This window comes from Kitasatospora sp. NPDC101801, assembly GCF_044766665.1.
Classification (GTDB): domain Bacteria; phylum Actinomycetota; class Actinomycetes; order Streptomycetales; family Streptomycetaceae; genus Kitasatospora.
Genome location: NZ_JBIWML010000002.1, coordinates 69,973 through 96,539, shown reverse-complemented (window position 1 = coordinate 96,539; position 26,567 = coordinate 69,973). Strand labels below are relative to the sequence as shown.

Below are 26,567 nucleotides of genomic sequence, written 5' to 3'. Positions count from 1 at the left end.
CCGGGGGTCAGGCGTCCTCGAAGCCGACCGGGGCGTCGAAGGCCGCGCGGCGGACCGAGCGGCGCAGGGCGCGGACGATCGGGCCGCCGACGGTGAGGCAGAGGACGGCGGTCAGCACCGCCCGGGGGAGGTCCCAGCCGAGCGAGGTGGCCAGGCAGTAGGCCAGGAAGTGGCCCAGGTTGGTGCCGAGGTCGGCGGCCGGGTCGAAGGACAGCGCCGGGGGCAGGCCGACGCCTAGGTAGGGCCAGAACTGAAGGTTCATCACGGTGCCGTAGGCGACCGCGGCGACGGCGCCGTAGCCCGCCAGCAGCAGGAGTTCGGCCCGGCCGCGCAGCCGGGCGGGACCGGGCAGCAGACCGGCGCCGAGGCAGACCCAGCCCATGCCGAGCATCTGGAACGGCAGCCAGGGCCCGATCCCGCCGGTCAGCAGGGCGGAGGCGAACATGGTGACCGAGCCGAGCACGAAGCCGAAGCCCGGGCCGAGCACCCGCCCGGCGAGCACCATCAGGAAGAACATCGGCTCGAGACCGGCCGTCCCCGCGCCGAGCGGGCGCAGCGCCGCCCCGGCGGCGGCCAGCACGCCGAGCAGGGCCACCGACTTGGCGTCCAGCCCGGAGCCGCCGTCCGAACGGCCCTCGGAGATCTGGGCGATCACCACGCCCAGCAGCAGCGGCATCAGCAGGGCGAACAGCCACGGTGCGTCGGTGGAGTGCCCGGCCAGCGCCGAGGAGGGGTCGGCGAGAAGTGGCCAGCCGAAGGCGACCGCGCCGATCGCGGTGATCAGCAACAGCAGGACGATCGAGCGGCCGCCGAGCGGCACCGGCCGCGTGAGCGCCTTCACGCCGGGTCCTGCAGGGCGGTGGCGACCTGGGAGACAGTCAGCCAGGGCAGCGGGGCGAGCACCTTGGCCACCTGCGGGGCGAACACCGGGGAGGAGACCACCACGTCGGCGCTCGGGCCGTCCGCGACGATCTCGCCCTCGGCCAGGATCACGGTGCGGTGGGCGAGTTCGGCGGCGAGTTCGACGTCGTGGGTGGCCAGCAGGACGGCGTGGCCCTCGGCGGCGAGTTCGCGCAGCACGGTGACCAGCCGGGCCTTGGCGGCGTAGTCCAGGCCCCGGGTCGGCTCGTCCAGCAGGATCAGGTCGGGGCGGGCGGTGAGCACCACGGCCAGTGCCAGGGTGAGGCGTTGGCCCTCGGAGAGGTCGCGCGGGTGCAGCGCGTCGTCGATGCCGGGCAGCAGCCGGGCCACCAGGGCGCGGCAACTGCCGGGCACCGAACCGGAGTCCTGGTCCGCGCCCGCGCACTCGGCGGTCACCGTCTCGGCGTACAGCAGGTCGCGCGGCTCCTGCGGGACCAGGCCGACCCGGCGGATCAGCTCCTTGGGCCTGGACCGGTGCGGGGTCAGCCCGGCCGCGTCGACCGTGCCGGAGTCCGGCTTGTACAGGCCGGCCAGGGCACCGAGCAGGGTGGACTTGCCCGCGCCGTTGCGGCCCATCAGGGCGGTGATCTCGCCCGGGCGGACGGCGAGTTCGACCCCGCGCAGCACCGGGTTCGGCCCGCGCTTCAGGGTCAGCCGGGAGACCACGGCGATCGGTGCGGTGGTGACCGGCGGCACCACCGGCGGGGTGCGGCCGTCCAGCGCGGCCCGCAGCGGGGCGGCCCGGCGGCGGGCGTCCCGGACCGACAGCGGGAGCGGGGACCAGCCGGCCGCCCGGCCGAGCCCGACCACCGGCGGGTAGACCGGGGAGACCGCCATCAGCTCGGCCGGGTCGCCGAACCGGGCCGGCCCGTCCGGGGTGAGCAGCAGCACCTGGTCGGCGTACTGGACCACCCGCTCCAGCCGGTGCTCGGTCATCAGCACGGTGGTGCCGAGGTCGTGCACCAGCCGTTGCAGCACCGCGAGCACCTCCTCGGCGGCGCCGGGGTCGAGCGCGGAGGTGGGTTCGTCCAGCACCAGCACCTTGGGGTGGCTGGTGAGCACCGAGCCGATGGCGACCCGCTGTTGCTGGCCGCCGGAGAGGGTGGAGAGCGCCCGGTCGCGCAGCTCGGCCAGGCCGAGCAGGTCCAGGGTGTCCTCCACCCGGCGCCGCATCACCTCCGGGGCGATGCCCAACGACTCCATGCCGTAGGCGAGTTCGTCCTCGACGTTGTCGGTGACGAAGTGCGCCACCGGGTCCTGGCCCACCATGCCGACCAGGTCGGCGAGTTCGCGCGGGCGGTGCGCGCGGGTGTCCCGGCCGTCGACGGTGACCCGGCCGTGCAGCACGCCGCCGGTGAAGTGCGGCACCAGGCCGTTGACCGCGCCCAGCAGGGTGGACTTGCCGACCCCGGACGGGCCGACCACCAGGCAGAGCTCCCCCTCGGGGACGGTCAGTTCGAGGCCGCCGAGCACCGGCGCGGCGGCGTCGTGGTACTGGACCGACACCTGTTCGAAGACGATCACGGGCGTTCTCCGGGACGGGGCGGGGCGGGGGCGACGAAGGCGGGCAGCAGGCCGAGCAGCACGGCGAGCGCGGGCAGCAGCGGGAGTTCGGGCGCGGTGGGCGGTACGGCCGGTGGGTTGAACGCGCCGGGGTCGCGGCCGGCGAGCCAGATCAGCAGCGCCGCGACGGCCAGCCCGGAGCCCGCCACCAGCCACTCCCGCCAGGCCCACGGGTCGGGCCGGTAGCGGGTCCTGACCGACCGTCGGCCGCCGAGCAGCAGCCCGCCGCCGAGCGCGGCCAGCCCGGCGAGCAGGACCGGCAGCGCCCAGCGCGCGGTGCCCTCGGTGAGCAGGCCGTAGCAGGCCACGCAGACCGCCGCCAGCCCGGCCAGGGTGAGCGCGCCGATCGAGCGGGTGACCCGGCGCGGCAGGTCGGCGGTGCGGCCGAAGCCCCGGCTGTCCATGGTGGCGGCCAGGCTGACGGACCGTTCGAGGGCGGACTCCAGCACCGGCAGCCCGACGCTGAGCAGCGAGCGCAGGCCCCGGTCGGAGCGGCCGCGCAGCCGGCGGGCCGACCTGATCCGCCGGACGTCCGCGACCAGGTTGGGGGTGAAGGTGAGCGCCACCACGGCGGCCACCCCGGCCTCGTACAGCGCGCCGGGCAGGGCGCGCAGCAGCCGGGCCGGGTTGGCCAGCGCGTTGGCGGCGCCGACGCAGATCAGCAGGGTGGCCAGCCGCAGGCTCTGGTAGAGCGAGAAGAGCAGCCCCTCCAGGGTGACCGCGCCACCGATCCGCACCCCCTGCGCCCAGTCCGGCAGCGGGAGTTGGGGCAGCGTGAAGAGCACGTGGGTGCCGCCGACCCCGGAGCCGAGGAAGACCGTGAAGAGCAGCCGGACGCCGAGCACCACCAGCGCCAGCCGGACGAAGGCGGCGTACGAGCGGGCCCAGGGCTCGGTGCTGCGGCGGGCCGCGACCACGTAGCCGGAGACCGCCACGATCAGCAGGAGCAGCAGCGGGTTGGTGGTGCGGGAGGCCGCCGCGCCGAGCCCGATCGCCCAGAGCCACCAGGCACCGGGGTGCAGGTGGCGCGGGCCGATCGCGGAGCGGGTCGAGCGGACGGGGCGGGCGGGCCGCAGCCGGCCGGTGGTGGGCACGGGTGACACCTCAGGAGTCGCGACGGCGCCGAGCCTGCCAGACCGCGCCGGCGGCGAGGACCACGATCACCGCACCGCCTGCCAGCAGGCCGACCGACGGGCCCGGACTCCCGCCCTTGGCACCGGAGTCGGCCCCGGCCCCGACGGTGTCGCCGCAGCCGGCGCGCGGGTAGCCGGCGATCGCGCACAGGATGCCGCCGGAGTCGTAGCGCAGCGGCGGGGCGACGGCGGCCAGCACCTCGGCGGAGCTGGCGGCGGTGGGGACCGCCGCGCAGGTCGTCCGGGCGGCCGGCGGGGCCTCACCGGCCGGTGCGTCGGCGGCGGTGCCGAAGTCCAGCACCACGGCGATCCGCTTCTTCCCGGCCTGGGCCGGCACGTCCGCGCAGACCGCGCCGAAGTCGCCCGCCGCGGTCGGCCGGGCGGCGCCCTGCCCACCGTCGGGGCTGACCGCGAACCGCCAGCCGTCCACCGCGCCGTCCGGCGGCACGTACACCACCGGGCCCTGCTGCTGGTAGGCCCAGGCGCTCTCGGACCACTTCCAGAACGACCAGTAGCGGTAGCCGGTGGCCTGCGCGGGTGCGGCGAGCAGGAACGGGAGCAGCAGGGCCAGCACGGCGGCGACGGCCGGGGCCACCGCCGCCCGGGGGAGCGGGAGGGTCACTTCTGCTCGTCGCCCTCGGACTTGCCGCCGTCGGTCTTGTTCGGGCCACCGGCGGGCCGGCCCGCGCGCTTGCGCCGGAGGCTGAGCAGCAGGCCGCCGCCGATGCCGACCAGCAGGCCGATGCCGACCAGCCAGACCGGCGAGATGCCGTTGTCGTCGTCCGCCCGGGTGGCCCCGCTGTCGTTCCGGGCGTCGGTCGCGGCCGCGGCGGCCGGGACGGACTTCGGCGCCGGGCCCGCGTCGATCAGCAGCTGGACCGTGTTGGTGCCGCCGAAGTGGTACGGGTCGAGCTGGACGGCCTCGGCGGTCAGCAGCATCAGCGCGGCGGCCGAGGCGTCGGTGCCGGACTTGCCCTTGGCGGCCCAGTCGTGGCCGTTGCCGGCCAGCCATTCGGCGGCGGGCGCGGCCGTGGCCGGGCGCCCGGACTGGACCAGGCCGAGCACGGTCCAGGCGGTCGCGGTGTAGTCGGGGGTCGCGGCGGCGCCGGGCATGGTCTGCATCAGGTGCTGCCCGTTCGCATCCAGCTGGGCGGCCAGGTACGAGCCCGCCGCCTCGGCGGAGTCCGCGTGCGGCACGGTGACCGTGGCGGTGGCGCAGTCCAGCGGCTTGGGCGGGGTGTCCACCCGGTTGGTGTTGGTGACCGGCAGCTTGCCGCCGGCCGCGGCCAGCAGCGCCTGCGAGCCGGCCAGGTCGTTGGCCTTGAGCGAGCCGTCCGGGGACGGCTGGTAGGCGAACGCCCCGCGCTGCTCGGCGGGTGCGGCGCAGCCGAGCTGGAACAGCGCCAGGCCGTCGTAGGCGTTCTTGCCGTTCCTGGTCACCGCGGCCGGGTCGATGTTGGCGGCCAGCAGCGCGTTGACGGCGAGCCCGGTGGAGTTGGCGTCGCCCGGGGTGCCGGGGTTGAGCGGCCAGCTGCCGTCCGCGTTCTGCACGGCCTTCAGCCAGTCGGAGCCGCGGGTCACCTCGTCCCGGTGCCCGCCGAGCTGCTGGAGCGCCTGGATCGCCATCGCGGTGGCGTTGCTGTCCTCGGCCTTGGGGTCGCAGGCCACCGAGGGGTCGGACCGGAACGGCGCCCAGCCGCCGTCCGCGCACTGCTGACCCGTCAGCCAGACCACGGCCGCGTCGGACGGGACGACCTTGACCGAGCCGAGCGCGGTGAGGGCCAGCGACTGCCGAAAGACGCCGTCGTACGTCGGGTCACCCTTGCCGTAGAGCGCGGCCGGGGCGGCGGCGGGCGTGGGGGTGGGGGTGTCCGCGAAGGCGGGGACGGCGGCGGCGCCGGTCAGCAGGGCGGCGGCCAGCGCGGCTGCGCCCGTGCGGGCGGTGGTGAGCATGAGGGTCGACGTGCCTTTCGGTGAGCGGAGCAGCGGCCCGAGGCGGGCCGCCCGTAGACCTCGACGGAGCCGGGTGCCCGGCACTGCCGCTCGCTCCCCGGCGGGCATCCCGACTGTGACGGTTGCGTGGTCAGCGCCGGAGTCGCACCGGCTTCCCCCGCACGAGGAGCGGATGAAGTTGTTGATCCTGCGTCCAAGACTCTAACCGTCCGACCGGACTCCCCCCGGCCGGACACGGTCCGGGGGCTCCGGGGACCGGAACCGGTACCAGTTCTTCCGGCCGGAACGGGACGGACGCGCTCCGGTACCGGCCGGGCGTCAGAGCACCAGCAGCCGGGCGGCGGTGTGCAGGTCACCGCGGACCTCGGCGAGCGAGGCGCGGCCGGAGAGCCAGGCCAGCAGGGTGGCGTGCCAGGTGTGCGCGATCACCCGCAGCGCGGCCTGCTGGGCCGGCGACGGGGTGGGGCCGAGCTGCGCGGCGTCCAGCACGATGGCCGAGGTGACGGCCGAGACGGCGTCCACCTCGGCACCGACCGAGCGGTCGGCGAAGGACAGCGCGCGGACCATCGCCTCGGCGAGGCGGGGTTCGCGCTGGAGCGCGTGGAACGCCTGGGTGAGCGTCTCGGCCACCCGGCCGGCCGGGTCCTCGCCGGTCGGCGGGTGGCGGCGGACCTGCTCGTGCAGGTGCTGGAGCTGCTCCTGCATCACCGCCACCAACAGGTGCACCTTGGACGGGAAGTAGCGGTAGAGGGTGCCGAGCGCGACCTCGGCGGTCTCCGCCACCTCGCGCATCTGGACCGCCTCGTAACCGCCCCGGGCGGCCAGCGCGGTGGCGGCCCGCAGGATCCGGCGGCGGCGTTCGGCCTGCCGGGGGGTGAGCCCGGTTCCGAGGGCGGCGGTGGTGGTCAAGGGGGCTCCCTGAGCGCGCGCGTGGGTGACCGGATCGAGGCGATTCAACCACGGGGTGGGAAATGAGGACACGTCAGCGAGAGGGTGCTCCGAGAGTTATGTCACAGTGAACGCCGGGTGGGCGGGCTCCGCGGACGGGTCAGAATGGAGCCCTCCGGTACCGGCGTACTCGTGAGTAGCACTCTGCGGGGGCGATCTGCCGCCCTCGGGTGCGGGCCGGTATCGTCAGGGTCTCTCATTGTTCGATCAGCCCAATGACGAGCTCCACCATCATGAAACGTGATCTACTTTCCCGCCGCCGCGCAGGCCGGGGAGTAGGGGACAGGAGCCCCGGATGACCGCGCTGCCGCCGCGACCGCTGCGGATCGCCCTGCTGTCCTACCGGGGCGACCCGTACTGCGGCGGCCAGGGCGTCTACGTCCGGCACCTGTCCCGCGAGCTGGCCAGGCTCGGGCACCACGTGGACGTGGTCGGGGCCCAGCCCTTCCCGGTGCTCGACCCGGTCGAGGGGTCCGGCAGCGTCCGGCTGGTGGAGCTGCCCAGCCTGGACCTGTACCGCGCCGACGACCCGTTCCGCACCCCCGCGCTGACCGAGTACCGGGGCCTGGTCGACCTGCTGGAGGTGGCCGGGATGCGGACCGGCGGCTTCCCCGAGCCGCTCACCTTCTCGCTCCGGGCCCGGCAGTACCTGGCCGCGCACAAGGGCCGCTACGACGTGGTGCACGACAACCAGACCCTCGGCTACGGCCTGCTCGGGCTGGCCAGGCACGGCTTCCCGCTGGTCACCACCGTGCACCACCCGATCACCGTGGACCGCCGGCTGGAGCTGGCCGCCGCGCCGACCCGGCTGAAGCGGCTGTCGCTGCGCCGCTGGTACGCCTTCACCCGGATGCAGCGCCGGGTGGCCGCCCGGCTGGAGCACGTGATCACCGTCTCCGGCAGCTCGAAGGCCGAGATCGCCGAGCAGCTCGGCACCCCGCCCGGCAACATCGCGGTGGTCCCGATCGGCGCCGACACCCGGCTCTGGTCGCCCTCGGACGCGATCGCCCGGGTGCCCGGACGGATCGTCACCACCTCCAGCGCGGACGTCCCGCTGAAGGGCCTGGTGTACCTGGTCGAGGCGCTGGCCAAGCTGCGCACCGAGCGGGACGCGCACCTGGTGGTGGTCGGCAAGCCGCAGCGCGGCGAGGGCCCGGTGGCCGAGGCGGTCCGCCGGTTCGGCCTGGAGCGGCAGATCGAGTTCCGCACCGGGCTCACCGACCAGGAGCTGGTCGACCTGTACCGCTCGGCCGAGGTGGCCTGCGTGCCCTCGCTGTACGAGGGCTTCTCGCTGCCCGCCGCCGAGGCGATGGCCACCGGCACCCCGCTGGTCGCCACCACCGGCGGCGCGATCCCCGAGGTGGCGGGCCCGGACGGCGAGACCTGCCTGGCGGTGCCGCCCGGCGACGCCGGTGCGCTGGCCGCCGCGCTCGGCCGGCTGCTGGACGACCCCGAGCTGCGGTCCGAGCTCGGCGCGGCCGGGCGGGAGCGGGTGCTGGCCGGGTTCACCTGGCAGCGGGCCGCCGAACTGACCGCCGACCGCTACCGCGCGGCGATCGCCACCGGGGCCGGGCAGCGCGCCAGGGCCGGCGCGGGCTGGCGCTACGTCGCCTGACCGGCCCGCCTGACGGCCGATCACTTTTTTGCCGAGTACCAACGAATGGGAGCCCCGCAGTGCTGACCGTCGATTTCTCCCGCTTCCCGCTCGCCCCCGGCGACCGGGTGCTCGACCTGGGCTGTGGCGGGGGCCGGCACGCCTTCGAGTGCTACCGGCGCGGCGCGAACGTGGTGGCCCTGGACCGGAACGGCGAGGAGATCGCCGAGGTGCAGAAGTGGTTCGCCGCGATGGAGCAGGCCGGGGAGGCGCCGGCCGGGGCCTCGGCGGTGGCGATCGAGGGCGACGCGCTCAACCTGCCGTTCGACGACGACACCTTCGACAAGATCATCATCTCCGAGGTGATGGAGCACATCCCGGACGACAAGGGCGTGCTGGCCGAGATGGTCCGGGTGCTCAAGCCGGGCGGCCTGCTGGCCGTCACCGTGCCGCGCTACCTGCCGGAGAAGATCTGCTGGGCGCTCTCCGACGAGTACCACGAGGTCGAGGGCGGGCACATCCGGATCTACAAGGGCGACGAGCTGGTCGAGAAGGTGCGGGAGTCCGGCCTGGAGCCGTACGGCGAGCACCACGCGCACGCGCTGCACTCGCCGTACTGGTGGATCAAGTGCGCCGTCGGCGTCAACAACGACAAGGCGCTGCCGGTCCGGGCCTACCACCAGCTGCTGGTCTGGGACATCATCGGCACCCCGGTGATCTCGAAGATCACCAAGGCGGCCGAGAAGGCGCTCAACCCGGTGCTCGGCAAGAGCTTCGTGGTGTACGCCGGCAAGCCGCGACGGGCCGGCTCGTGACCGCCGCCATCCCGGAGGCGCTGCTGCTGGACGGGGTGCTGGACGCCCGTCAGGCCGCCGACACGGTGCGCTCGATCCTGGCCGACCAGCAGCCCGACGGCGCCATCCCGTGGTTCGGCGGCGGCCACCTGGACCCGTGGGACCACACCGAGGCCGCGATGGCGCTGGACACGGCGGGCGAACACGCCGCCGCCGAGGCGGCGTACCGCTGGCTGGCGGCCCGGCAGAACGCCGACGGCTCCTGGTACGCGGCGTACGTGGACGGCGAGGTGACCAACCGGGCCAAGGAGACCAACTTCTGCGCCTACCTGGCGGTCGGCGTCTGGCACCACCACCTCTCCTCGGGTGACGACGCCTTCCTGGACTGGATCTGGCCCACTGTCCGCCGGGCACTGGACTTCACGGTCGGGCTGCGGCTGCCGGGCGGCCCGATCGCCTGGCGGCAGGACGAGGACGGCAGCGCGCCGCAGGAGGCGCTGCTGACCGGCTCGTCCAGCATCCTGCACGCCCTGCGGTGCGGTCTCGCCATCGCGGACTACCTCGAAGAGCCGCAGCCGGACTGGGAGTTGGCGGCCGGACGGCTCCGGCACGCGATCACCCACCACCCGGAGCGGTTCCTCGACAAGGACCGCTACTCGATGGACTGGTACTACCCCGTGCTCGGCACCGCGCTGCGCGGCCCGGCGGCGGTGGCCCGGATCGAACGGGACTGGGAGCGCTTCGTGGTGCCCGGCCTCGGGGTCCGCTGCGTCAGCGACCGGCCCTGGGTGACCGGCGGGGAGAGCGCCGAACTCGCGCTCGCGCTCTGGGCGGTGGGCCAGTCCGACCGCGCTGTGGAGATCCTGCGCTGGATCCAGCACCTGCGGCACCAGGACGGCTCCTACTGGACCGGGTACGTCTTCGAGGACGACGCGATCTGGCCGGAGGAGCGCACCACCTGGACGGCCGGGGCGCTGCTGCTCGCGGTGGCGGCGCTCGGCGGCGACCACGCGACGGTGGCGGTCTTCGGCGGGGACCAGCTGCCGGCCGGACTCGTCGTCGGCGACTGCTGCTGACCCGACGGCAGAGGGGCGGGGGGGGGGGGGGGGGGGGGGGGGGGGGGGGGGGCGGCCGCCGGGCGGGGGCCCCCCCCCCCCCGCGGGGGGGGGGGGGCGGGGCGCCGGCGGCGGCCCCCGCGCGGGGGGGCGGGCCCCCCCGGCGCGGGGGGGGTTCGGGGGCGGCCCCCCGCGCCGGGCCGCCCTCTGGGGCGCCCCCCCCCCCCCCCCGCCCGGGGGGGGGGCGGGGGGCCGCGCCCCCCCCCCGCCCCTCTGCACGTACCGGACCGGATCAGCCGCGCTGGATGCCGGAGGCGTCGTTCAGCAGGCCGTGCGAGCCGTCCTGGAGCTGGGCGACCAGCGAGTTGCCGCGCTGCTCGATCGCCAGGTACCAGGTGCCGGGCACCAGCTCGCCGACCGGCGGGCCGACCGGGTTGTCCTTCGGCGCGAGCTGACGCGGCGCCGGGACGGCGAACCAGAACGGTGCGAAGTCCGCGGCCGGGGCGGCCGGGGTGGGCACCGGGACGGCGGGCTGGACCTGGGTCGGCTCCTGGTGCGCGGGGGCGGGCTGCGGTGCGGCCTGACCCGGCGTCGGGTAGCCGTAGCCCTGCTGCTGCTCCGGCTGGGAGGTGTAGCCGGGCAGACCGCCCTGGCCGGGCTGGCCCTGGGCCAGGCCCTGGTCCTGCGCCGGGTAGCCGTACTGGCCGGGCTGGCCGGGCGCGGGCTGGAAGCCGCCGGCCTGGGCACCGGAGTACGGGGCCTGGGTGACCGGGGGCTTGTCGGTCAGCAGCGGACCCTGGAGCGCGGGCACCAGCGGACCGGCGGCCGCGGCACCGGCGAGCACCAGCAGCGCGAGCACGCCGAGCCAGGCACCGAAGCCGTGGCTGATGCCGCCGCCACCGGCCAGCGCCCAGACGCCGGACCAGAGGGCGGCCACGGCCAGCGCGACGCCCCACTGGTCGAGCCGCAGGCCGAGCACCTGGCGACCGGCGACGGCCTCGCCCTGGAAGCGGTGCAGCAGGATCAGGGCCGCGGCGATCAGGCCGAGCAGGTAGACCGAGGGCAGCACCGGGAAGAGGTCCGAGGACCAGGCGTTCTGCGAGTAGGAGGAGCAGACCTTCAGCACGCAGCTGTCGACGCTGAAGTACGGCAGGAAGGAAGAGATGAACAGCAGGACGGCCGCACCTGCGACGGCGGCGTCTCCCCTGGTGAGAGCGCGCAGATTCACTAACGTTCCCCTCGTCGGTGTATGTCGTGGACGGCAGTGTGGTTCGGACGGGGCAAAAGCCTAGGGCCAAGCCGTTCGGGAGTGCACGGCGGGCTGCCGAATCGGGGGGTGTCGTGGCAAATCACCCGCGATCGGCCCCCGGTCAGCCCGCCGGTGTGGTGAGGTAGGCGGTCAGCGCGTCGGCGATGCCCTGGGCGGCCTGCTGGCGCCACTGAGGGTCCGTCATCCGCTTGGCATCGCCCGAGTTTCGCATGTTGCCGCACTCGATGAACACCTTCGGCACCTTCGAGAGGTTGAGCCCGCCGAGGTCGCTGCGGGTGTCCAGGCCCTGTTCGCCGATGTAGTCGGCGTACGGCTCGCCGGTGGCCGCCTTGAACTGCTCGCGCAGCAGCAGCCCGAGCCGGCGGGAGGACGCCACGATCGCCTCGGTGTCGGCCTTCCCGGCCTTCACCTTGGCGGGCATGATCACGTGGAAACCCTGGCCGGCGGCCGGCGCCCCGTCGGCGTGCACCGAGACCGCGGCGTCCGCCTTGCCCTCGTTGCCGATCCTGGCCCGCTCGTCGATGCACGGCCCCCACGGGCGGTCCCCGTCCTGGGTGAACAGCACCTTCGCGCCGCGCTCCGCCAGCAGGGTGCGGGCCCGGCGGGAGACGTCGAGCGTGTACTCGGCCTCGCTGTAGCCCGCGTCGGTCGAGGTGCCGGTGGTGTCGCACTCCTTGCGGCTGTTGCCGATGTCCACCTGCCGGTTGATCTCGCGGGTGTACTTGGCGTTGCCGGTGTTGTGGCCGGCGTCCAGCAGCACCGTACGACCCGTCAGCGGACGGTCGGCGGTGGTCCCGGCGGCGGCCGCGTTGCCGGGACCGGCCGAGGGCGTGGCGGCCGGGGCGGGCGTGGCACCGGCGGTGGGCCAGAAGGTCGGCAGCACCGGCAGCTCCTCGGCCGGGGAGGCGGTGGCCGGGCGCGCGGCGTCGGCGGAGCCGGACGGCCCCGCGCAGCCCGCCGCGCAGAGCGGCAGGACGGCGCAGAGCAGGGCGGAAAGCCGGAGCAGTGGGGAGCGACGCGGGGCGCCGGTGGTGCCGGTCACGAGTGGTTCAGATCCTGTCCCAGGTACGGGGCGTCAGGCCGAAGGTGTTGGCCAGCGAGTTCCACTTGGCCACGAAGTCCTTCTTCGCCTGGGTCGCTTGCGGGTTGAGCTCGTTGGCCCGCTTCAGGTCGGCACCGCCGGGGGCGGCGCCGCCGACGCAGCCCTGGCTGCCCACGGTACGGGCCCAGGCCGCGTACGCCCGGTCGATGTCGCCGGAGGTCTGCCAGGCGGTCTTCAGCAGCGCGACCGCCTCCACCCCGGCGGGCAGGTCGCCGAAGTCCAGCTTGGCCAGGTCGGCCACCAGCTGGTCGCGCTGGGTCGCCCCGGTCTCGAACACCTCGACGGCGCCGGCGATCTCGGCCTTGCCGGGGCAGCTGTTCACCTTGGCGACCGCGTTGCCGATCGGCGCCTTGGCGCCCTCGCCCCGGGTGAGCAGTTCGTCCAGCGCCTTGGCCTGGGCGGCCGCCTGCGGTCCGTTGGCCGAACCGGCCGAGGGGGAGGGCGAGTTGTCGGCGGAGGGCTGGCCGGCCGGGGTGCTCTGGGCCGGTGCGGGCTGCGGGGCGGCGGGGGAGGAGACGGCCGGCGCCGCCCCGTGTGACGGTTCGTCACCGTTGCGGACCGCCCAGGCCACCCCGACGCCGACCACCACGAGCAGCACCACGCCGATCGCGACCAGCAGCGGGACCCGGCGGCGCGGCCGGTGCTCGGGAAGCTCCTCGTACTCGGGGTACGAGGGGCGCGGTGCGGCGGACTGCTGGTAGCCGGGGAACGCGCCGGGCGGCGGTGCGTGGCCGGGTGCCTGGCCCGGCGCGTGGCCGGGGAAGGAGCCGGTGGGCTGCGGGCCGGGGAACGCCCCGGGCGGCTGGACCCCCGGGAAGCCACCGGCGGGTGCGGGCGGCGGGAAACCGTACCCGCCCGGGGGCGGCGCGGGTCCGCCGAACGGCGGTGGCGGCGGCGCGGCCGGTCCCGGCTGCGGCAGGTACGGGCGGGCGCCGAGCGGCGGGCCGTGGTCGCCGACCGCGCCGGGCTGGGACGGTGCCTGGTACGCCGGCCGGGGCGGTTGCGGCGGGGCGAGCGGGAAGGTCTCGGTCTGCTGGTGGTCGTCGGCCGGCTGCGGGGCGGGCGGCTGCGGCGGGGGTGTGGCCGCCCGGGTGGCCGCCGGGCGGACCCAGCCACCGGCGCCGCCGCGCGCGGTCGGGTCCCACACCGCGGGTGCGGTGTTGTCCTGCTCGGTCATGCCTGGCCTCGCCCCCGCTGTGGTGCGTCCTGGGTTCACGTCGTCCGGTCGTCCGGCGACACCGTACCGGCAGTTTCCGGGCGCACCAACGGCGGCCACCCGGTCGGCCCGGCATGTGGGATGACGTTAGAGCATCGCGGAAGGTGCCCGCAGGACCACGACGATCTTCGGGTGTCGCCCGGTCGGTGCGCGGGTCAGCGGCGGCGCAGCACCCGGAGCGAGCCGGTGACCGAGACCTCCTCGAAGCCCTCCGCCAGCGCGCGGAGGTGGACCCGGTAGGGGGCCTGGCCGCCGTCGGCGGGGTCCGGGAAGACGTCGTGGATCACCAGCAGTCCCTGCTCGGCCAGGTGCGGGGCCCAGCCCAGGTAGTCGCCGGTGGCGTGCTCGTCGGTGTGGCCGCCGTCGATGAAGACCAGCGCCAGCTTCCCGCCCCAGACCGCGGCGATCTGCGGGGAACGGCCGACCAGGGCGACCACGTGGTCCTCCAGGCCGGCCCGGAACAGGGTGCGGCGGAAGGTCGGCAGGGTGTCCATCAGCCCGACCGCCGGGTCGACCAGCTCCGGGTCGTGGTACTCCCAGCCGGGCTGCTGCTCCTCGGAGCCGCGGTGGTGGTCCACCGTCAGGGCGACCGTCCCGGTGGCCCGGGCGGCGTCGGCCAGCAGGATCGCCGACCGCCCGCAGTAGCTGCCGATCTCCAGCAGCGGCAGGCCGGTCGCCCCGGCGGCCCGGTGCGCGGCGGCGTACAGGGCGAGACCCTCGTCCACCGGCATGAAGCCGGTCGCCGACTCGAAGGCCGCGAGCACCTCGGGGGCCGGGCGGGCGTCCGTCATCGTGCTGCTCCTGTTCGCGGGGCGGGGGTGGTGGCCGGTCTCTGACTGGACCCTACTGGACGGTAGGAGGGGTTCCCGCAGGCCGGGGGATGGGGTATATCTGGACGCGTTTCTGGAACCCGTTCTACAGGAAGCCCCGCGGAGCCGTTGAGTACGCTGCTCCGACCCATCGGCGAACCCGGGAGCAAGCCCCATGCGCGCAGCGATCCTGCACGAGATCGGCCAGGACACACTGGAGGTCCGCGACGACGTCGAGGCGGTCGGCTTCGGCCCGGGGAAGGTCCGGGTCCGGCTCCGGGCCGCCAGCCTGTGCCACTCGGACCTGTCCGCGATGAGCGGCGTGCTGCCGCAGCCCGCGCCGTTCGTGCCCGGCCACGAGGGTGCCGGGGACGTGATCGAGACCGGTGAGGGCGTCACCGGGGTCGCGGTGGGTGACCGGGTGGTGCTCTGCTGGATGCCGCCCTGCGGCAGCTGCCCGCACTGCCTCCGGGGCCAGGGCCAGCTCTGCGTGGCCAGCCTGCGCCGGCTCGGCTCGGCCGGTTTCCGGCAGGGCGGCACCGAGGTCTTCGGCTTCTACAGCACCGGCACCTTCGCCGAGGAGCTGGTGGTGCCCGCCGAGAGCGTCATCGTGCTGCCCGCCGACCTGCCGTACGAGCTCGCCGCGCTGATCGGCTGCGGGGTGACCACCGGTCTCGGCGCCGCCGTGAACACCGCGCGGGTCGAGCCCGGCAGCTCGGTCGCGGTGATCGGCGCGGGCGGGGTCGGCATCGCGGCCGTCCAGGGGGCCAGGATCTGCGGCGCGGCCCGGATCACCGTGGTCGACCCGGTGGAGTCCCGGCGCAAGCGCGCGCTCGGCTTCGGCGCCACCGACGCGATCGGTCCGGAGGAGCTGAAGGCCACCGCCAAGGGCGTGGCGGGAGGCGGCTACGACTACGTCTTCGAGGCGGTCGGCCGGTCGGCCACCGTACGGGCGGCGTACGACGCGGCCCGGCGCGGCGGTGCGGTGGTGGTGATCGGCGCGGGCGCCCAGGGGGACCTGGTGCAGTTCAGCATGGGGGAGCTGTTCTTCAACGAGAAGCGCCTGCTGCCCTCGATGTACGGCGGCGGCGACATCCGGCGCACCACCGCGCGGGCGATCGAGCTCTGGCGGGCCGGGCGGCTCGACCTGGTGGGCATGATCACGCACCGGGTGGAGCTGGCCGGGGTGAACGAGGCGATCGCCCAGATGCGCAGCGGCGAGGCGCTGCGCACCGTGATCACGCTGGGCTGACGGCTGACGGCCTGCCACCGCACTGCCCGTGCGGTGGCAGGCCGTCAGCCGACGAACCGTTCAGCGGCGGTGACGGCCGTGCGAGTCCGCGTCGGGCCGGTCGTCCGGGGCGGTGCCGCCCCGGTGGCGGCCGTGCACGGCACTCTCGGACCGGTCCGTGTCGGAGCCGGCCCCGGTGCCGTCGTGCTGGGTGGTGTCGCTTCGGGTCTCGGACATGTCGTTACTTCTCCGTGCGAGGGTGCGGTTCTGTGCTGCAAGGGATACCCGAGTCACCATATCCAGCGATTCGGGCGGCCACCCCTTGACACGATCACGGCCCGGGCACGATTGCCAGCCCGTCCGGTTGCGGCAGTGTCGAGCCGAGCCAGTGGCCGACCAGCTCGCGGTAGAGCGGCGAAAGCACCTGGAGGTCGCCGTGACGGGCGATCAGCCCCCGGCCCCCGTCGAGCAGGAGCACCCGGTCGGCGCGCAGGGCGGAGCCGATCCGGTGCGCGACCACCACCAGAGTGCCGGGCCGGGCGGCGAACGCGGCCTCGGCCACCGCCTCGGCGGGGGCGCCCAGATGGCAGGTCGCCTCGTCCAGCACCACCACGGCTGCGGGTGAGAGGTAGGTCCTGACCAGGGCGAGAAGTTGGCGTTCGCCGGCCGAGAGGGCGGCCGGGTCGGGCAGCTCGGCCGCCGGGCCGCCGAGCCGTTCCAGCAGCTCCGCCGCACCCAACAGCTGTGCGGTCTCGGTGAGTTGCCGATCCGTGGCGTCCGGCCGGAGCCAGCGCAGGTTCTCCCCGACGGTGCCGGTGAACAGGTACGCCTCCTGCGGCAGCAGCGCGACCAGGCGGGCCCTGGCCCGGTCCGGCAGGGTGTGCGGGGCGGCGCCGCCGACGGTCACCGCGCCCTGCTGGGGTGGCGCCAGGCCGGCCAGCAGGGCGGCCAGGGTGGACTTGCCCGCGCCGCTCGGGCCGACCACCGCGAGGTGCTCGCCGGGCACCAGGGTCAGGTCGAGCCCGCTCAGCACGGGCTCGGCGGCCGCTCCGTGGGTGTGGTGCAGGCCGCGCACCAGGACGGCGGGCGCCGGCTCCGGCTCAAGCCCCGGTGTCGGTGTCGGCGTCGGCTCCGCGCTCGGCCAGGCGGGCGGATCGGGCAGCGTGGCCAGCCGGTCGAGCACCACCGCCAGCTCCAGCAGCCAGCTGCCGACCATACCCGCCAGGCTGCGCACGGCCGGTTCGAGCTGCTGCAGCAAGTAGGCCGAGACGCCCAGGAGTTCGCCGGTGGTCAGCTGTCGGTGATCGACCAGCCAGGGTGCGGCCGCGACCACCAGCAGCAGCGGCAGCCGCCCGCCGACCGCGACCGTGAGGGTGCGGAGTGCGGCGGCCCGGCCGAGCGCGCGGACCGCCGCGCCCTGGGCCAGCACGGCGGCACCCACCGAACGCTCCACCCGGTCCTGTGCGCCGCACGCGGTGATGTCCCGGATCCCGGCGAAGGCCAGCCCCGCCTCCGCGGCGACCCGTTCGTCGGCCAGCACCACGGCCCGCTGACGGGCCACCAGCGAGCCGAGCAGCCGGGCGAACAGCAGACCGCCGATCACCAGCGGCGGCAGCACCAGCGGCAGGGTCACCGGGGCGAGCACGGCCAGGCCGAGCACGGCGGCCGGCACGGTGATGCCCACGCTGCGCAGCGTGCGCAGCAGGGTGGCGGTCAACTGCCGTGCGGACTCGACCTGTTCGGTCAGCCGGGCCACCTCGGCGGGGCCGTCGCCGGTCGGCTCGGCCCGGCCCAGGGCGCTCCGTACCACCCGGTGGACCAGGGCGTCCCGGAGCGGTTCCACCACGGCCGCCACGTACGGGAAGGCGGCCCGGGCCGCGTACGCGCGGACCCCGACGGCGGCCGCGAAGGCGGCCAGCCAGGCGAAGCCGACGGCGGGGCGGCCGGCCAGGAAGCCCCGGTCGGCGGCGGCCGCGATCAGCAGCCCGGATAGCAGCGAGGGCAGCGCCTCCACCGCCGACCAGATCAGTACCCGGACCAGGGCCGGCCTGGTGGTGGCGAGTTGGCTCCGCAGCCAGGTCCAGCCGGGTGAGCGGTTCACGGCGCGCTCCTCGGGGCGGGGACGGCCGCCAGGGCGGCGCGGTAGTCCGGCTGCTTGATCAGGGTGCTGTGCGGGGCCAGTGCGCGCAGCCTGCCGCCGTCCAGCCAGGCGACCAGGTCGGCCCGGGCGGCGGCGCCCGGGCGGTGCGCGACCACCAGCCTGGTCCGGCCCGAGGTGGCCCGGCTCAGCGCCTCGGTCACCTGGTGCTCGGTGGCCAGGTCCAGGCTGGAGGTGGCGTCGTCCAGGATCATCACCCGGGGGCGCTGGGCGAGCAGCCTGGCCAGCCCGAGCCGCTGCAACTCGCCGCCGGACAGCCGCAGTTCGGAGGTCGGGGTGGCGTCGCCGAGCGGCAGTCCGGCCAGGAAGCCGTCGGCCCGGGCGGCCCGGGTCTCCGCGCCGCCCGCACCCTCCAGGGCCTCGCCCACGGTGGCGCCGACCAGCACCGGGCGCTCGAAGGCGTACCCGACGGCCGCGCGCCGCTGCCCGGGGGTGAGCTCGGCGAGCGGGACGCCGTCGATCAGCACCAGACCGGTATCGGGGGCGCGCAGGCCGCCTGCCACCGCGGCGAGCAGCGACTTGCCGGAGCCCGACCGGCCGACCAGGGCGACCGTCCGGCCGCCCGGGACGGTGAGGTCGATCGGGCCGAGCAGTCCCTCGACGCTCACCCCGATCAGGGTCAACTCTCCCGGTCCGTCCGGGAGATCGCGAGTGCCGGGGGGTGGTGTCGGGGCGTCGAGCAGCTCGGCCACCCGGTCCCGCCCGGCCCGGGCGTGGGCCACCCCGGCCAGCGCCTCGACCTGTTCGAAGAAGCCCAGGCCGAGCGCGGCCCAGCCGGCCGCGGCGGCCAGTTCGCCGGGCCGCAGTGTCCCGTCCGAGAGTTGCAGGCCGGCGGTGCCCAGCACGCTGAGTTCGACCAGTGCGACCAGCAGGGTGGCCTGCCAGACCGTCCGCCGCTGGGTCCCCCAGAGCGCGTGCCCGGCCTCGGCCAGCCGGGGGAGCGGTGCCAGCACCCGGGCCGTCTCGCCCTCCCGGGCCCCGGCGGCGTGGATGCTGCGCAGCCCGGCCAGCGCGCCGGTCAGCCGGGCCGCCAGCTCGGCCTGGACCTGCTGGTAGCGGGTGAACGCCTGGGCCGCGTCGCGCAGGAACAGCCGGATCAGCAGCACGCCGGGCAGCACCCCGGCGAAGAACGCGGCGGCCAGCCAGGGCGAGAGCAGCGCCAGGCCGAGCACGGCCCCGAGCGAGGTGAGCAGCGCGGTGGCGGCGGTGATCCGGGACGGCAGCGCGCCCCCCGCGTCGGCGGCCGAGCCGACCAACCGGGCGGTCAGGTCACCGGTGGCCGGTCCGCCCGGGACGGGGCCCCGGGCCAGCACCCGGCGGAGCAGGCGCTGCCGCAGGCCGACCGTGGTGTCGGCGGCCACCGCCGGCCCGGCCAGGGTGGCGACCGACCCGGCCAGGGCGCCGACCAGCAGCACCCCGGCGAGCGGCAGCGCCGACCCGCCGTCGATCGCGCCGCCCACCGTGCCGGGCAGCGCGAGGGTCGCGGCCGCCTCGACCGGCACGGCCGCCGAGAGCACGATCACCCAGCCGCGCATGGCGCTGCCACCTCCTGAAGGGTCTGCCGGGACGTGTGCGGAGTGTGCCGGGGGGGGGGGGGGGGGGGGGGGGGGGGGGGGGCCGGCGGGCGGGGGGGGGGGGGGGGGGGCGGGGCGCCCCCCCCCCGCCCCCCCCGCCCCCCCCCCCCCCCCCCCCCGGCGGGAGCCGTGCCCGCTCCCCCCGGGAGGGAGCGGGCACGGCCCGGTGCGAACTGCCGACCTACTAGCTGACGGTGAAGATCAGACAGGTCAGGATGAGACAGGTGAACTGGCAGCCGCCACCGTGGCCGCCCAGCTCCACGGCCTCGGTCTCCGGCAGGTCCTGCAGAGCGGCCAGGTCGGTCTCGAAGTTCTCCATGATGGGTCCTCCCCTTGATGGTCCGTCATCCGCAGGTACGGGTGACGTCGTCCCCGGCCGGACCGGCCGGGGAAGTCTGTGGGTGCCGCGAAGGCACTAGGTGGGCCGGCCGGTGCGCAGGAAGGCGGCCAGCAGCTCGTGCAGCACGGCCGCGCCCTCCTCGGCGAGCACCTCGTGCCCGGCCCCGGCGGCCTCGACGTAGCGGAAGTCCGATCCCTCGGCCCGGCCCAGTCGCAGCAACTCGTGCCGGAGCGCCCGGGACTGACTGACCGGCACCACCTCGTCCCGGTCCCCGTGCAGGATCAGCAGCGGAGTGCCGATCCGGTGCGCCAGCTGGAGCACGTCCCGGGGGCCGCGCCGGTCGTCGATCGGATCGCCGCCGCCCAGCCGGGTGGTGAGCGCCCGGACCGGGGCGGCCGCCTCGGCCAGCAGCCGGGCGCCGGACAGGAACGGGGCCACCACCGCGCACCGGGCGACCTGCCCGGGCGGCGCGTGGGCGGTGGCCAGCAGGGCCAGGAACGCCCCGTAGCTGACCCCGAACAGCGCGGGCGGTTCCAGCCCGAGCGCCGCCCGCTGGCCCGCCACGCCCTCCAGCAGGTGCAGCACGTCGGCCAGGTCGGGACCGCCCCAGGCGCCCCGGATGGCCATCGCGTGCTCCGTCCCGTAGCCGGTGGAGCCGCGCTGATTGGGTGCCAGCACCGCCAGGCCCTCGGCCGCCATCCGCTGCAGCGCGGGGTCGAACTCCAGCCGCCAGGCGTCGGCCGGCCCGCCGTGCAGGGCCAGCACCAGGTGCGGCGAGCCGAGCCAGGCGTCGCCGCCGTAGACCACCGCCTCGATCGGCCCGGCCGGACCGGCCAGTTGGAGACTCAGGGCCGGGTGCCAGCGACCGCCGTCACCGGGGCCCGCACTGCCGTCCAGCTGCCAGCCCACCGGGCCGGCTGAGCCCCGGCCCGGCTGCACCGAACGGTCGCTGCCACTGCCGAGCGGGGCCAGCCGGAGCGGCAGCGGTACGGCTGCGGCCTGGGCCGGCTGCCCGCGCTCCACCAGGGCGTCCACGTCCATGGTGGCCAGCGCGGCGGGGTGGTCGGGGGCCGAGTACGGCATCCGCAGGCCGGCCGCCGACCAGTGACCGATCGCACCGAGCCGCCCGGGCGGCACCGGCAGCGCGGTGAGCCGGTTCAGCTCCGGCTGCCAGAGGGTGAGGGCGGAGGAGGCGCCGTGGTCGACCTGCAGCACCACCCGCCGGCCGTCCGGCGCGGACTGCCGGTCGAGCGCGATCGGTCGCAGGAAGACGCCGGGGACGTGCAGGGTCTCGGGGAACCGCAGCGGCTCCCGGCCGCCGAGCAGGCCCCAGCCGAGCCGGTCGGTGCCGGTGGCGTCGCTGCGCACCATGGCGAAGCGGGTGTCCGGGTCGTACAGCGCCAGCCGGTCGTTGCTCTGCTCGCTGATCTCCAACAGCGGGGTGACCTGGCCGAGTTCGAGATCCAGCAGCACGGTGCGGACCTTCCCCCGGTGCACCCGGTCCAGGGCCAGCAGCCGACCGGTGTGGTCCAGCCAGACCCCGCCGCCGTGCAGGCCGGGCAGCTCGGCCACCTCCATCGGCGCGCTGCCGTCGGCCGGGACCAGCCAGACCGTGGTGACCGGCCGGGTGTCGGTGCCGAGCGCGACCGCGACCGGGGCGCCGGGCGGACGGGGGCCGCCGGGCATCGCCAGCAGCCGCAGACCGGGGCGTCGGAGGGTGGTCAACTCCTGCTCTATGGTGGGGCGTTCGGCGGTGGGCGCGGAGAGCAACAGCAGCGTGTGGCGGTCCCCGTCGTGTCGGCAGACCAGCACCTGGCCGTTCGGCAGGCTGACCAGCTGGGAGTGCAGGCTCTCCGAGCGGTTCCCCGGCAGCGGGAGGGCGGTCGGCTCGGCCGGCCCCTCGGCGGGCAGCCGCCAGCTCTCGGCGTACCAGCCGCCGTCCGCTCCGGCGGCCAGGCAGGCCGCGTGCGAGCCGTCGAGGGCGAAGGTGAAGCTCAGCCGGCGCAGCGCCTGGGCGGTGGTGCGGGTGGCGGTGTTCATCCGGGCTCACCTCCTCGGGTGGTCGGTCGGGGGTCGGTCGAGGTCGGTCGGTCGGGGCCGGTTCAGGGCCGGTCGGCGAGCGGCAGCGGGTCGAGCCAGAGCCGGGGGCCGCCGTACCGGAGCCGGAGCAGGAAGGCGAGCGGGCCCGAAGTGCCCGTCCCGTACGCGGGGGTGGAGCTCAGTCCGGTCTCGTCGGGCAGCACCAGCCGCCCGTCCCGGCGCACCGCGCGGGCCGCGATCAGCCCGGCCAACTCCTCGGCGCCGGTGCGGAACCGCTGCTCGCCGGTGGCCTCGGCCAGATCGAGCAGGTACTCGCCGTTCCCCGCCAGGCCGTGACAGGCACTCACCCCGCCGTGCCAGCGGGCGTCCAGCACCGCCTGCCCGGCGGCCAGTGCCAGCCGGAGGGCGGTCTCGTCCCCGGTGGCCCGCCAGTACCGGACCAGGAAGCTGCCGACCCCGGAGGACCCGCTGCACCAGTGCGCCAGCCGAACGTGCGGCGGGTCGCCCGCGCCCTGCGGCCACCAGCCGGCTGCGCCGTCCTGACGGACCGTCGCGGCCAGCGTCCGGACCGCCTCGGCCGCTCCGTCCAGCGCCCGCCGGTCCTCGGCGGCCAGGCCGGCGGCCAGCAGGAAGGCCCCCACCCCGGCTACGCCGTGGGCGTAGCCGAGTTGGCCCGCCCCGGCGAAGACCGAGTCGAAGCCCTTCGGCACCGGCCAGGTGAGTCCGTACGGCTCCCGCTCGGCCGAGGCCAGCAGGGTGGCGGCGCAGTCGGCCGCCCGGTCCAGGTAGCCGTCGTCGCCGGTCGCCCGGTACAGCCGCAGCTGGAGGAAGCCGGCCCCGGCCGCACCGTGGCAGACATCGGGGTTGGGCCAGCGGAAGGGCACCTCGCGGGCCGACCTGACGGCCCGTCCGGCCCGCTCCCGGTCGCCCAGCGCCTCGGCGGCGTCCAGCAGCGCCCAGGCGGTGCCGGACCGCCCGAAGTGCAACCCGGGCAGCACGGTCGGCTCGGCCGCCACCCGGCGCTCGATCCAGTCGGCCGCCATCGCCGCCGCCCCGCCCGCAGGCAGCCCGGCCACCGTCGCCCGGGCCAGCAGGGCCAGCACCCCGGCGGCCCCGTGCTGCACGTTGCACGGATCGGTCAACTGCCCCCCGGGCACCGTCGCCCACAGCCGGTCGGCCCGCTCGGGCGTCGCGGTGGCGATCAACTGAGCCACGCCGTCCGCGATCAGCGGATCGAGGTCCTGCTGCCGCGCGGCGTCGCCGCGCGGCGACGCCGGCGCCGGGTGCGTCGCACCAGGAGAATCGGTCAGGAACGGTGCGGTGGACGGAAGCCGCCTGAGCTCGGGATCCTCCGAGCGAAGCCCGAGGATCACCGCCCCCAGCCGTCGAGCCGTCTCCCCGGCCCGCCCCGCGGCCACCAGCCACGCCTCCAACGAGCCTTCCCCCGGCGGCAGCAGCGGATCGTGCCCCGTCGCCAACAGGAACAGCAACCCACCCAGCGCGTACAGATCCGCCGCGAACCCGGCCCGGCACACCGCCGGCTCCTGCTCGGGCGCCCGGTACCCCGGCGTCCCCGCCGTGCCCACCGTCGCCCCGACCGCCGCCGCCAGCTCGAGGTCGACCAGCCGCAACGAACCGTCCGGCCGCACCATCACGTTCCCCGGCGACAAGTCCCGCAGCACCAGCCCCCTGGCATGGACCTGCGCCACCAGCGAGACCAGCCCGAGCGCGACCCCCCGCGCCTCGGCCCACGGCACGTCCGGGCTCCCGTCCCGCCGCAGCTGCCCCGCCACCCAGGCCCCGAGCGCCACCCCGGGCACCCGCTCCTGCACCAGGTAGACCGCGTCCCCCTGCTCGATCAGGTCGATCACCCCGGGCGCCAGCTCCGCTCCCGCCAGCCGGCCGAGCAGCTCGGCCTCGTGCCGCAGCGCCGCCCGGGCGTCCGTACCGGACCGGTCCACCTCGATGTGGGCCCGGGCCTGCTTCACCACCACCTCGCGGTCTGCCCCGGTGTCCCGGCCGAGGAAGACGCCGCCCTTGGTGCCGTGCCGGACGGCCGCCGTCAGCGCGTACCTGCCCCCCAGCAGGACGCCCCCGGCCTTCCGTGCGGCGACGGGCGCGGCCGTCGACCCCCTCCCCTCGAAGGGGTCGACCAGCCAGGACGGACATCGGTAGCTCGCGGCCCGGACGTCCTCGACCCGGGTGCCGTCCGGTGCGTGCAGCATCGAGCGGTACGCACCGTCGTTGCCCAGCTCGGCGCGGCGGGTGAAGACCCCGTACCGGTAGTGCACCCGGCTGCCGGGGGCGTACGGACGGTCGGAGAGCACCGAGGGGCCGGGGAATTCCGCGGTGGCCAGGTGTAATTCGGCGGCCAACCGCCGGAACTGCTCCTCGTCCACCGGATAGACCGTGACGAATTTCCCGGCCGAGCCGCGCTCGCTGTTCCGCGAATTGACCTGGTGGAGCTTTTCCTGATCGGCGGCGAACTTGAACACGCAGGGATCTGCGGCGATCACCCCGGCCACGGCGGCGAGTACGGCCACCGCGGCCTCGGTCGCGGCACTGACGTGCAGCTTCCAGCCCTGTTCGGGTGTGTCGACCCCGGCCGGCCGGGCCGTGCACCAGAGCGCCTCGGCGGTGAACTCCCAGTCGCCGCCGCCTCCCCGGCGCCCGGTGCCGGCCATGGCGGCCCGGGCCGCCTCCGTCAGCGAGCCGTCGACGGCCGACCCGACGTCGACCGACGTCGTCCCCCCGGCCGTGCGCAGTGGTGTGGCCGCCCCCATCTGCTCCGCACCCCACTTCTCTGTCGCTGCATCGGTTTTCACGAACGTCCGGAAAATTCACCCCGGCCGCACCGCCGGACAATTTCGGCGGTGCGCCCAAAAGACCCCCCGGTCGGGGTAACTCCCGTTCGCAACACCGAAGTTACTTTCGGTGGCCGACCGACTCAACGTGGATCGGGTCACTTCACTCGTAAGGGTGATCTCGAATCGTTTTCGAATGCGTGCGACCGGGGCGGTGTGACCAGTACCCGCCCGGTGCAGGCGGCCCGTTCCGCTCCCGTTCACCTCGCCCTGCCCCCGCGGGCCGGTTGACGGACGGCGGCGCGGTCCGGACGGCGGTGCCCGGCGGGCGGCGGGCGGCTCCCCCGGCGGCGCCCGGGGCCGGGGGAGCCGCCCGCGCGCGGTAGTCTCGACAGGTGCCGAAACTGTCCGACGTCATCAACGCGCTCGAAGAGCTGTACCCACCGAGGTGGGCCGAGTCCTGGGACGCCGTGGGCCTGGTGTGCGGCGATCCCGAGGCCGAGGTCGCCCGGGTGCTGTTCGCCGTCGACCCGGTGCAGACCGTGGTGGACGAGGCCGTCGAGTGGGGTGCGGACCTGGTGGTCACCCACCACCCCCTCTATCTGCGCGGGGTCACCAGCGTCGCCGCCACCGGCTTCAAGGGCCGGGTGGTGCACGAGCTGATCCGGGCCGGGATCGGGCTGCACGTCGCGCACACCAACGCCGACCACGCCGACCCGGGTGTCTCCGACGCCCTGGCCGAGGCCGTCGGCCTGCGGGTGCTCGGGCCGCTGGTCGCCGACCCGACCGATCCGGCGGGCCGCCGGGGTTCCGGCCGGATCGGCCTGCTCGAACCGCCGCTCACCCTCACCGCCTTCGCCGCCCGGGTGGCCGCCGGGCTGCCCGCCACGGCCACCGGGGTCCGGGTCGCCGGGGACGGCGACCGGGTGATCACCCGGGTCGCGGTCTGCGGTGGCTCGGGCGACAGCTTCCTCGCCGAGGTCCGGGCCGCCGGGGTGGACGCCTACGTCACCGCCGACCTGCGGCACCACCCGGTCTCGGAGGCCACCGAAGCCTCCCCGGTCGCCTTGGTGGACGCCGCGCACTGGGCCACCGAGTGGCCCTGGCTGCGGCTGGCCGAGCGCGGCCTGACCGAGGCGGCCGCCGCACACGGCTGGCAGCTGGAGACCAAGGTCTCGCACCGGGTCACCGACCCGTGGACCGCGCACGCCCCGATGAACCCCTAGCGTCCGGCTTCGTCGCCCGAAGCCTGCCGCGCCCCTGGCGCTACCCGCCGACCGACTTGCTGACAGACAAAAAAACAGGAGCCCCCAGCCTTGAACGCCGCGCCCGCCGACCAGATCCGCCTGCTCGACCTCCAGGCCCTCGACTCCCGGCTCGACCAGCTGGCCCACCGGCGCCGCAGCCTGCCCGAGCACGCCGAGATCGACAAGGCCACCGCCGACCACACCGCCCTCAAGGACCTGGTGATCGCCGCCCAGGCCCAGCTCGGCGACACCGAGCGCGAGCTGACCAAGGCCGAGGGCGACGTGGAGCAGGTCCGGGCCAGGACCGCCCGCAACCAGCAGCGGCTGGACTCCGGCGCGGTCGGCTCCCCGCGTGACCTGGAGAACCTCCAGCACGAGGTCGGCTCGCTGGCGAAGCGTCAGTCCGACCTGGAGGACGTCGTCCTGGAGGTCATGGAGCGGCTGGAGTCCGCGCAGACCCGGGTGACCGAGCTGTCCGCCCGCCTGGACCACTCCACCGTGGTGCTCAAGGAGGCCGAGGAGCGCCGGGACGCCGCCTTCGCCGAGATCGACGCCGACGCCGAGAAGGTCACCCGGGACCGCGAGGCGGTGGCCGTGGTGCTGCCGGCCGACCTGATCAAGCTCTACACCCGGCTGCGCGAGCAGCAGGGCGGCGTCGGTGCGGCCCGGCTGTTCCAGCGCCGCTGCGAGGGCTGCCGGGTCGAGTTCGCCGCCGCCGACCTGAACAGCATCAAGGCCGAGGCCAAGGACGCCGTGGTCCGCTGCGACAACTGCGGCCGGATCCTGGTCCGCACCGCCGAGTCGGGCGTCTGATC

22 protein-coding genes and 1 riboswitch are annotated in these 26,567 nt (G+C 75.7%); of the genes, 6 read left to right on the top strand and 16 right to left on the bottom strand.

The features are described 5' to 3' along the window. Window positions 1–7: 7 nt before the first annotated feature. The 6 genes from ACIRPK_RS04685 to ACIRPK_RS04660 form a co-directional block, all read right to left on the bottom strand. On the bottom strand, window positions 8–886 hold the full coding sequence (locus tag ACIRPK_RS04685) for an ECF transporter S component (protein ID WP_403033728.1): 879 nt from the start codon (window positions 884–886) through the stop codon (window positions 8–10). Continuing rightward, a complete protein-coding gene (locus tag ACIRPK_RS04680; protein ID WP_403032985.1) occupies window positions 838–2,445 on the bottom strand; it encodes an ABC transporter ATP-binding protein in 1,608 nt (535 codons plus the stop codon). Before ACIRPK_RS04680 ends, ACIRPK_RS04685 begins: the two co-directional genes overlap by 49 nt. Beyond that, window positions 2,442–3,587 (bottom strand): energy-coupling factor transporter transmembrane component T, encoded by a 1,146-nt coding sequence (locus tag ACIRPK_RS04675; RefSeq protein ID WP_403032982.1) that lies wholly within the window; start codon window positions 3,585–3,587, stop codon window positions 2,442–2,444. The genes ACIRPK_RS04680 and ACIRPK_RS04675 overlap by 4 nt, the downstream gene beginning before the upstream one ends. A gap of 1 nt (window position 3,588) precedes the next feature. After that, window positions 3,589–4,239, bottom strand: a complete 651-nt coding sequence (locus tag ACIRPK_RS04670) for an SCO2322 family protein (RefSeq protein WP_403032979.1) — start codon at window positions 4,237–4,239, stop codon at window positions 3,589–3,591. Then, the gene (locus ACIRPK_RS04665; protein ID WP_403032976.1) at window positions 4,236–5,570 is read right to left on the bottom strand and encodes a prenyltransferase/squalene oxidase repeat-containing protein; all 1,335 of its coding nucleotides are present in this window, start codon (window positions 5,568–5,570) and stop codon (window positions 4,236–4,238) included. Before ACIRPK_RS04665 ends, ACIRPK_RS04670 begins: the two co-directional genes overlap by 4 nt. Window positions 5,571–5,651: 81 nt before the next feature. Next, window positions 5,652–5,783: riboswitch (cobalamin riboswitch) on the bottom strand. Between the two features lie 105 nt (window positions 5,784–5,888). Further along, a complete protein-coding gene (locus tag ACIRPK_RS04660; protein WP_403032973.1) occupies window positions 5,889–6,479 on the bottom strand; it encodes a TetR family transcriptional regulator in 591 nt (196 codons plus the stop codon). A 334-nt stretch (window positions 6,480–6,813) separates the two neighbouring features. Between ACIRPK_RS04660 and ACIRPK_RS04655 the strand changes: the two genes are divergently transcribed. The 3 genes from ACIRPK_RS04655 to ACIRPK_RS04645 are packed head-to-tail and all read left to right on the top strand — an operon-like array spanning window position 6,814 to window position 9,982. After that, window positions 6,814–8,133, top strand: coding sequence for a glycosyltransferase family 4 protein (locus ACIRPK_RS04655; RefSeq protein WP_403032970.1), 1,320 nt, complete (start codon window positions 6,814–6,816; stop codon window positions 8,131–8,133). Between the two features lie 59 nt (window positions 8,134–8,192). Continuing rightward, window positions 8,193–8,927 carry a class I SAM-dependent methyltransferase gene (locus ACIRPK_RS04650; protein WP_403032967.1) on the top strand — a complete coding sequence of 245 codons (735 nt, stop codon included), beginning with the start codon at window positions 8,193–8,195 and terminating at the stop codon, window positions 8,925–8,927. Further along, entirely contained in the window at window positions 8,924–9,982 is a 1,059-nt protein-coding gene (locus ACIRPK_RS04645; protein WP_403032965.1) for a prenyltransferase, read from the top strand. Before ACIRPK_RS04650 ends, ACIRPK_RS04645 begins: the two co-directional genes overlap by 4 nt. Before the next feature lie 271 nt (window positions 9,983–10,253). Here the strand turns inward: ACIRPK_RS04645 and ACIRPK_RS04640 are convergent, their stop codons facing one another. From ACIRPK_RS04640 to ACIRPK_RS04625, 4 genes are all read right to left on the bottom strand, one after another. Then, window positions 10,254–11,189: a hypothetical protein gene (locus ACIRPK_RS04640; protein ID WP_403032962.1), complete on the bottom strand. Its 936-nt coding sequence runs from the start codon at window positions 11,187–11,189 to the stop codon at window positions 10,254–10,256. 142 nt (window positions 11,190–11,331) lie between these two features. Next, window positions 11,332–12,273, bottom strand: coding sequence for an N-acetylmuramoyl-L-alanine amidase (locus ACIRPK_RS04635; RefSeq protein ID WP_403032959.1), 942 nt, complete (start codon window positions 12,271–12,273; stop codon window positions 11,332–11,334). Window positions 12,274–12,280: 7 nt separating this feature from the next. Then, window positions 12,281–13,510, bottom strand: a complete 1,230-nt coding sequence (locus ACIRPK_RS04630) for a hypothetical protein (RefSeq protein WP_403032957.1) — start codon at window positions 13,508–13,510, stop codon at window positions 12,281–12,283. A gap of 194 nt (window positions 13,511–13,704) precedes the next feature. After that, window positions 13,705–14,340, bottom strand: coding sequence for a class I SAM-dependent methyltransferase (locus ACIRPK_RS04625; RefSeq protein ID WP_403032954.1), 636 nt, complete (start codon window positions 14,338–14,340; stop codon window positions 13,705–13,707). A 193-nt stretch (window positions 14,341–14,533) separates the two neighbouring features. On the opposite strand from ACIRPK_RS04625, the gene ACIRPK_RS04620 reads away from it, so the two are divergent. After that, window positions 14,534–15,610, top strand: a complete 1,077-nt coding sequence (locus ACIRPK_RS04620; RefSeq protein ID WP_403032951.1) for a Zn-dependent alcohol dehydrogenase — start codon at window positions 14,534–14,536, stop codon at window positions 15,608–15,610. Between the two features lie 60 nt (window positions 15,611–15,670). On the opposite strand, the gene ACIRPK_RS04615 is transcribed toward ACIRPK_RS04620, so the two are convergent. The 6 genes from ACIRPK_RS04615 to lanL form a co-directional block, all read right to left on the bottom strand. Next, window positions 15,671–15,826 (bottom strand): hypothetical protein, encoded by a 156-nt coding sequence (locus ACIRPK_RS04615; RefSeq protein WP_403032949.1) that lies wholly within the window; start codon window positions 15,824–15,826, stop codon window positions 15,671–15,673. Window positions 15,827–15,920: 94 nt separating this feature from the next. Beyond that, entirely contained in the window at window positions 15,921–17,690 is a 1,770-nt protein-coding gene (locus ACIRPK_RS04610) for an ATP-binding cassette domain-containing protein (protein ID WP_403032946.1), read from the bottom strand. Continuing rightward, on the bottom strand, window positions 17,687–19,282 hold the full coding sequence (locus ACIRPK_RS04605) for an ATP-binding cassette domain-containing protein (protein ID WP_403032943.1): 1,596 nt from the start codon (window positions 19,280–19,282) through the stop codon (window positions 17,687–17,689). The genes ACIRPK_RS04610 and ACIRPK_RS04605 overlap by 4 nt, the downstream gene beginning before the upstream one ends. A 223-nt stretch (window positions 19,283–19,505) precedes the next feature. Then, on the bottom strand, window positions 19,506–19,640 hold the full coding sequence (locus ACIRPK_RS04600; protein WP_350667585.1) for a VenA family class IV lanthipeptide: 135 nt from the start codon (window positions 19,638–19,640) through the stop codon (window positions 19,506–19,508). Between the two features lie 96 nt (window positions 19,641–19,736). After that, a complete protein-coding gene (locus tag ACIRPK_RS04595) occupies window positions 19,737–21,701 on the bottom strand; it encodes an alpha/beta hydrolase family protein (RefSeq protein ID WP_403032940.1) in 1,965 nt (654 codons plus the stop codon). A gap of 62 nt (window positions 21,702–21,763) precedes the next feature. Then, the gene (lanL, locus tag ACIRPK_RS04590; RefSeq protein ID WP_403032938.1) at window positions 21,764–24,484 is read right to left on the bottom strand and encodes a class IV lanthionine synthetase LanL; all 2,721 of its coding nucleotides are present in this window, start codon (window positions 24,482–24,484) and stop codon (window positions 21,764–21,766) included. A 416-nt stretch (window positions 24,485–24,900) separates the two neighbouring features. Here lanL and ACIRPK_RS04585 point away from each other — a divergent pair, with 416 nt between their 5' ends. Beyond that, a complete protein-coding gene (locus tag ACIRPK_RS04585; protein ID WP_403032935.1) occupies window positions 24,901–25,731 on the top strand; it encodes a Nif3-like dinuclear metal center hexameric protein in 831 nt (276 codons plus the stop codon). 90 nt (window positions 25,732–25,821) lie between these two features. Further along, window positions 25,822–26,565, top strand: a complete 744-nt coding sequence (locus ACIRPK_RS04580; RefSeq protein WP_403032933.1) for a zinc ribbon domain-containing protein — start codon at window positions 25,822–25,824, stop codon at window positions 26,563–26,565. The last annotated feature ends 2 nt before the right edge of the window (window positions 26,566–26,567 follow it).

Excerpts from the sequence above, each read along its gene's own strand:
- ACIRPK_RS04665 (WP_403032976.1), bottom strand. The coding sequence starts at position 5,570 with ATGCTCACCACCGCCCGCACGGGCGCAGCCGCGCTGGCCGCCGCCCTG.
- ACIRPK_RS04655 (WP_403032970.1), top strand. The coding sequence starts at position 6,814 with ATGACCGCGCTGCCGCCGCGACCGCTGCGGATCGCCCTGCTGTCCTAC.
- ACIRPK_RS04630 (WP_403032957.1), bottom strand. The coding sequence starts at position 13,510 with ATGACCGAGCAGGACAACACCGCACCCGCGGTGTGGGACCCGACCGCG.
- ACIRPK_RS04625 (WP_403032954.1), bottom strand. The coding sequence starts at position 14,340 with ATGACGGACGCCCGCCCGGCCCCCGAGGTGCTCGCGGCCTTCGAGTCG.
- ACIRPK_RS04620 (WP_403032951.1), top strand. The coding sequence starts at position 14,534 with ATGCGCGCAGCGATCCTGCACGAGATCGGCCAGGACACACTGGAGGTC.
- ACIRPK_RS04615 (WP_403032949.1), bottom strand. The coding sequence starts at position 15,826 with ATGTCCGAGACCCGAAGCGACACCACCCAGCACGACGGCACCGGGGCC.
- ACIRPK_RS04605 (WP_403032943.1), bottom strand. The coding sequence starts at position 19,282 with ATGCGCGGCTGGGTGATCGTGCTCTCGGCGGCCGTGCCGGTCGAGGCG.
- ACIRPK_RS04600 (WP_350667585.1), bottom strand. The coding sequence starts at position 19,640 with ATGGAGAACTTCGAGACCGACCTGGCCGCTCTGCAGGACCTGCCGGAG.
- ACIRPK_RS04595 (WP_403032940.1), bottom strand. The coding sequence starts at position 21,701 with ATGAACACCGCCACCCGCACCACCGCCCAGGCGCTGCGCCGGCTGAGC.
- lanL (WP_403032938.1), bottom strand. The coding sequence starts at position 24,484 with ATGGGGGCGGCCACACCACTGCGCACGGCCGGGGGGACGACGTCGGTC.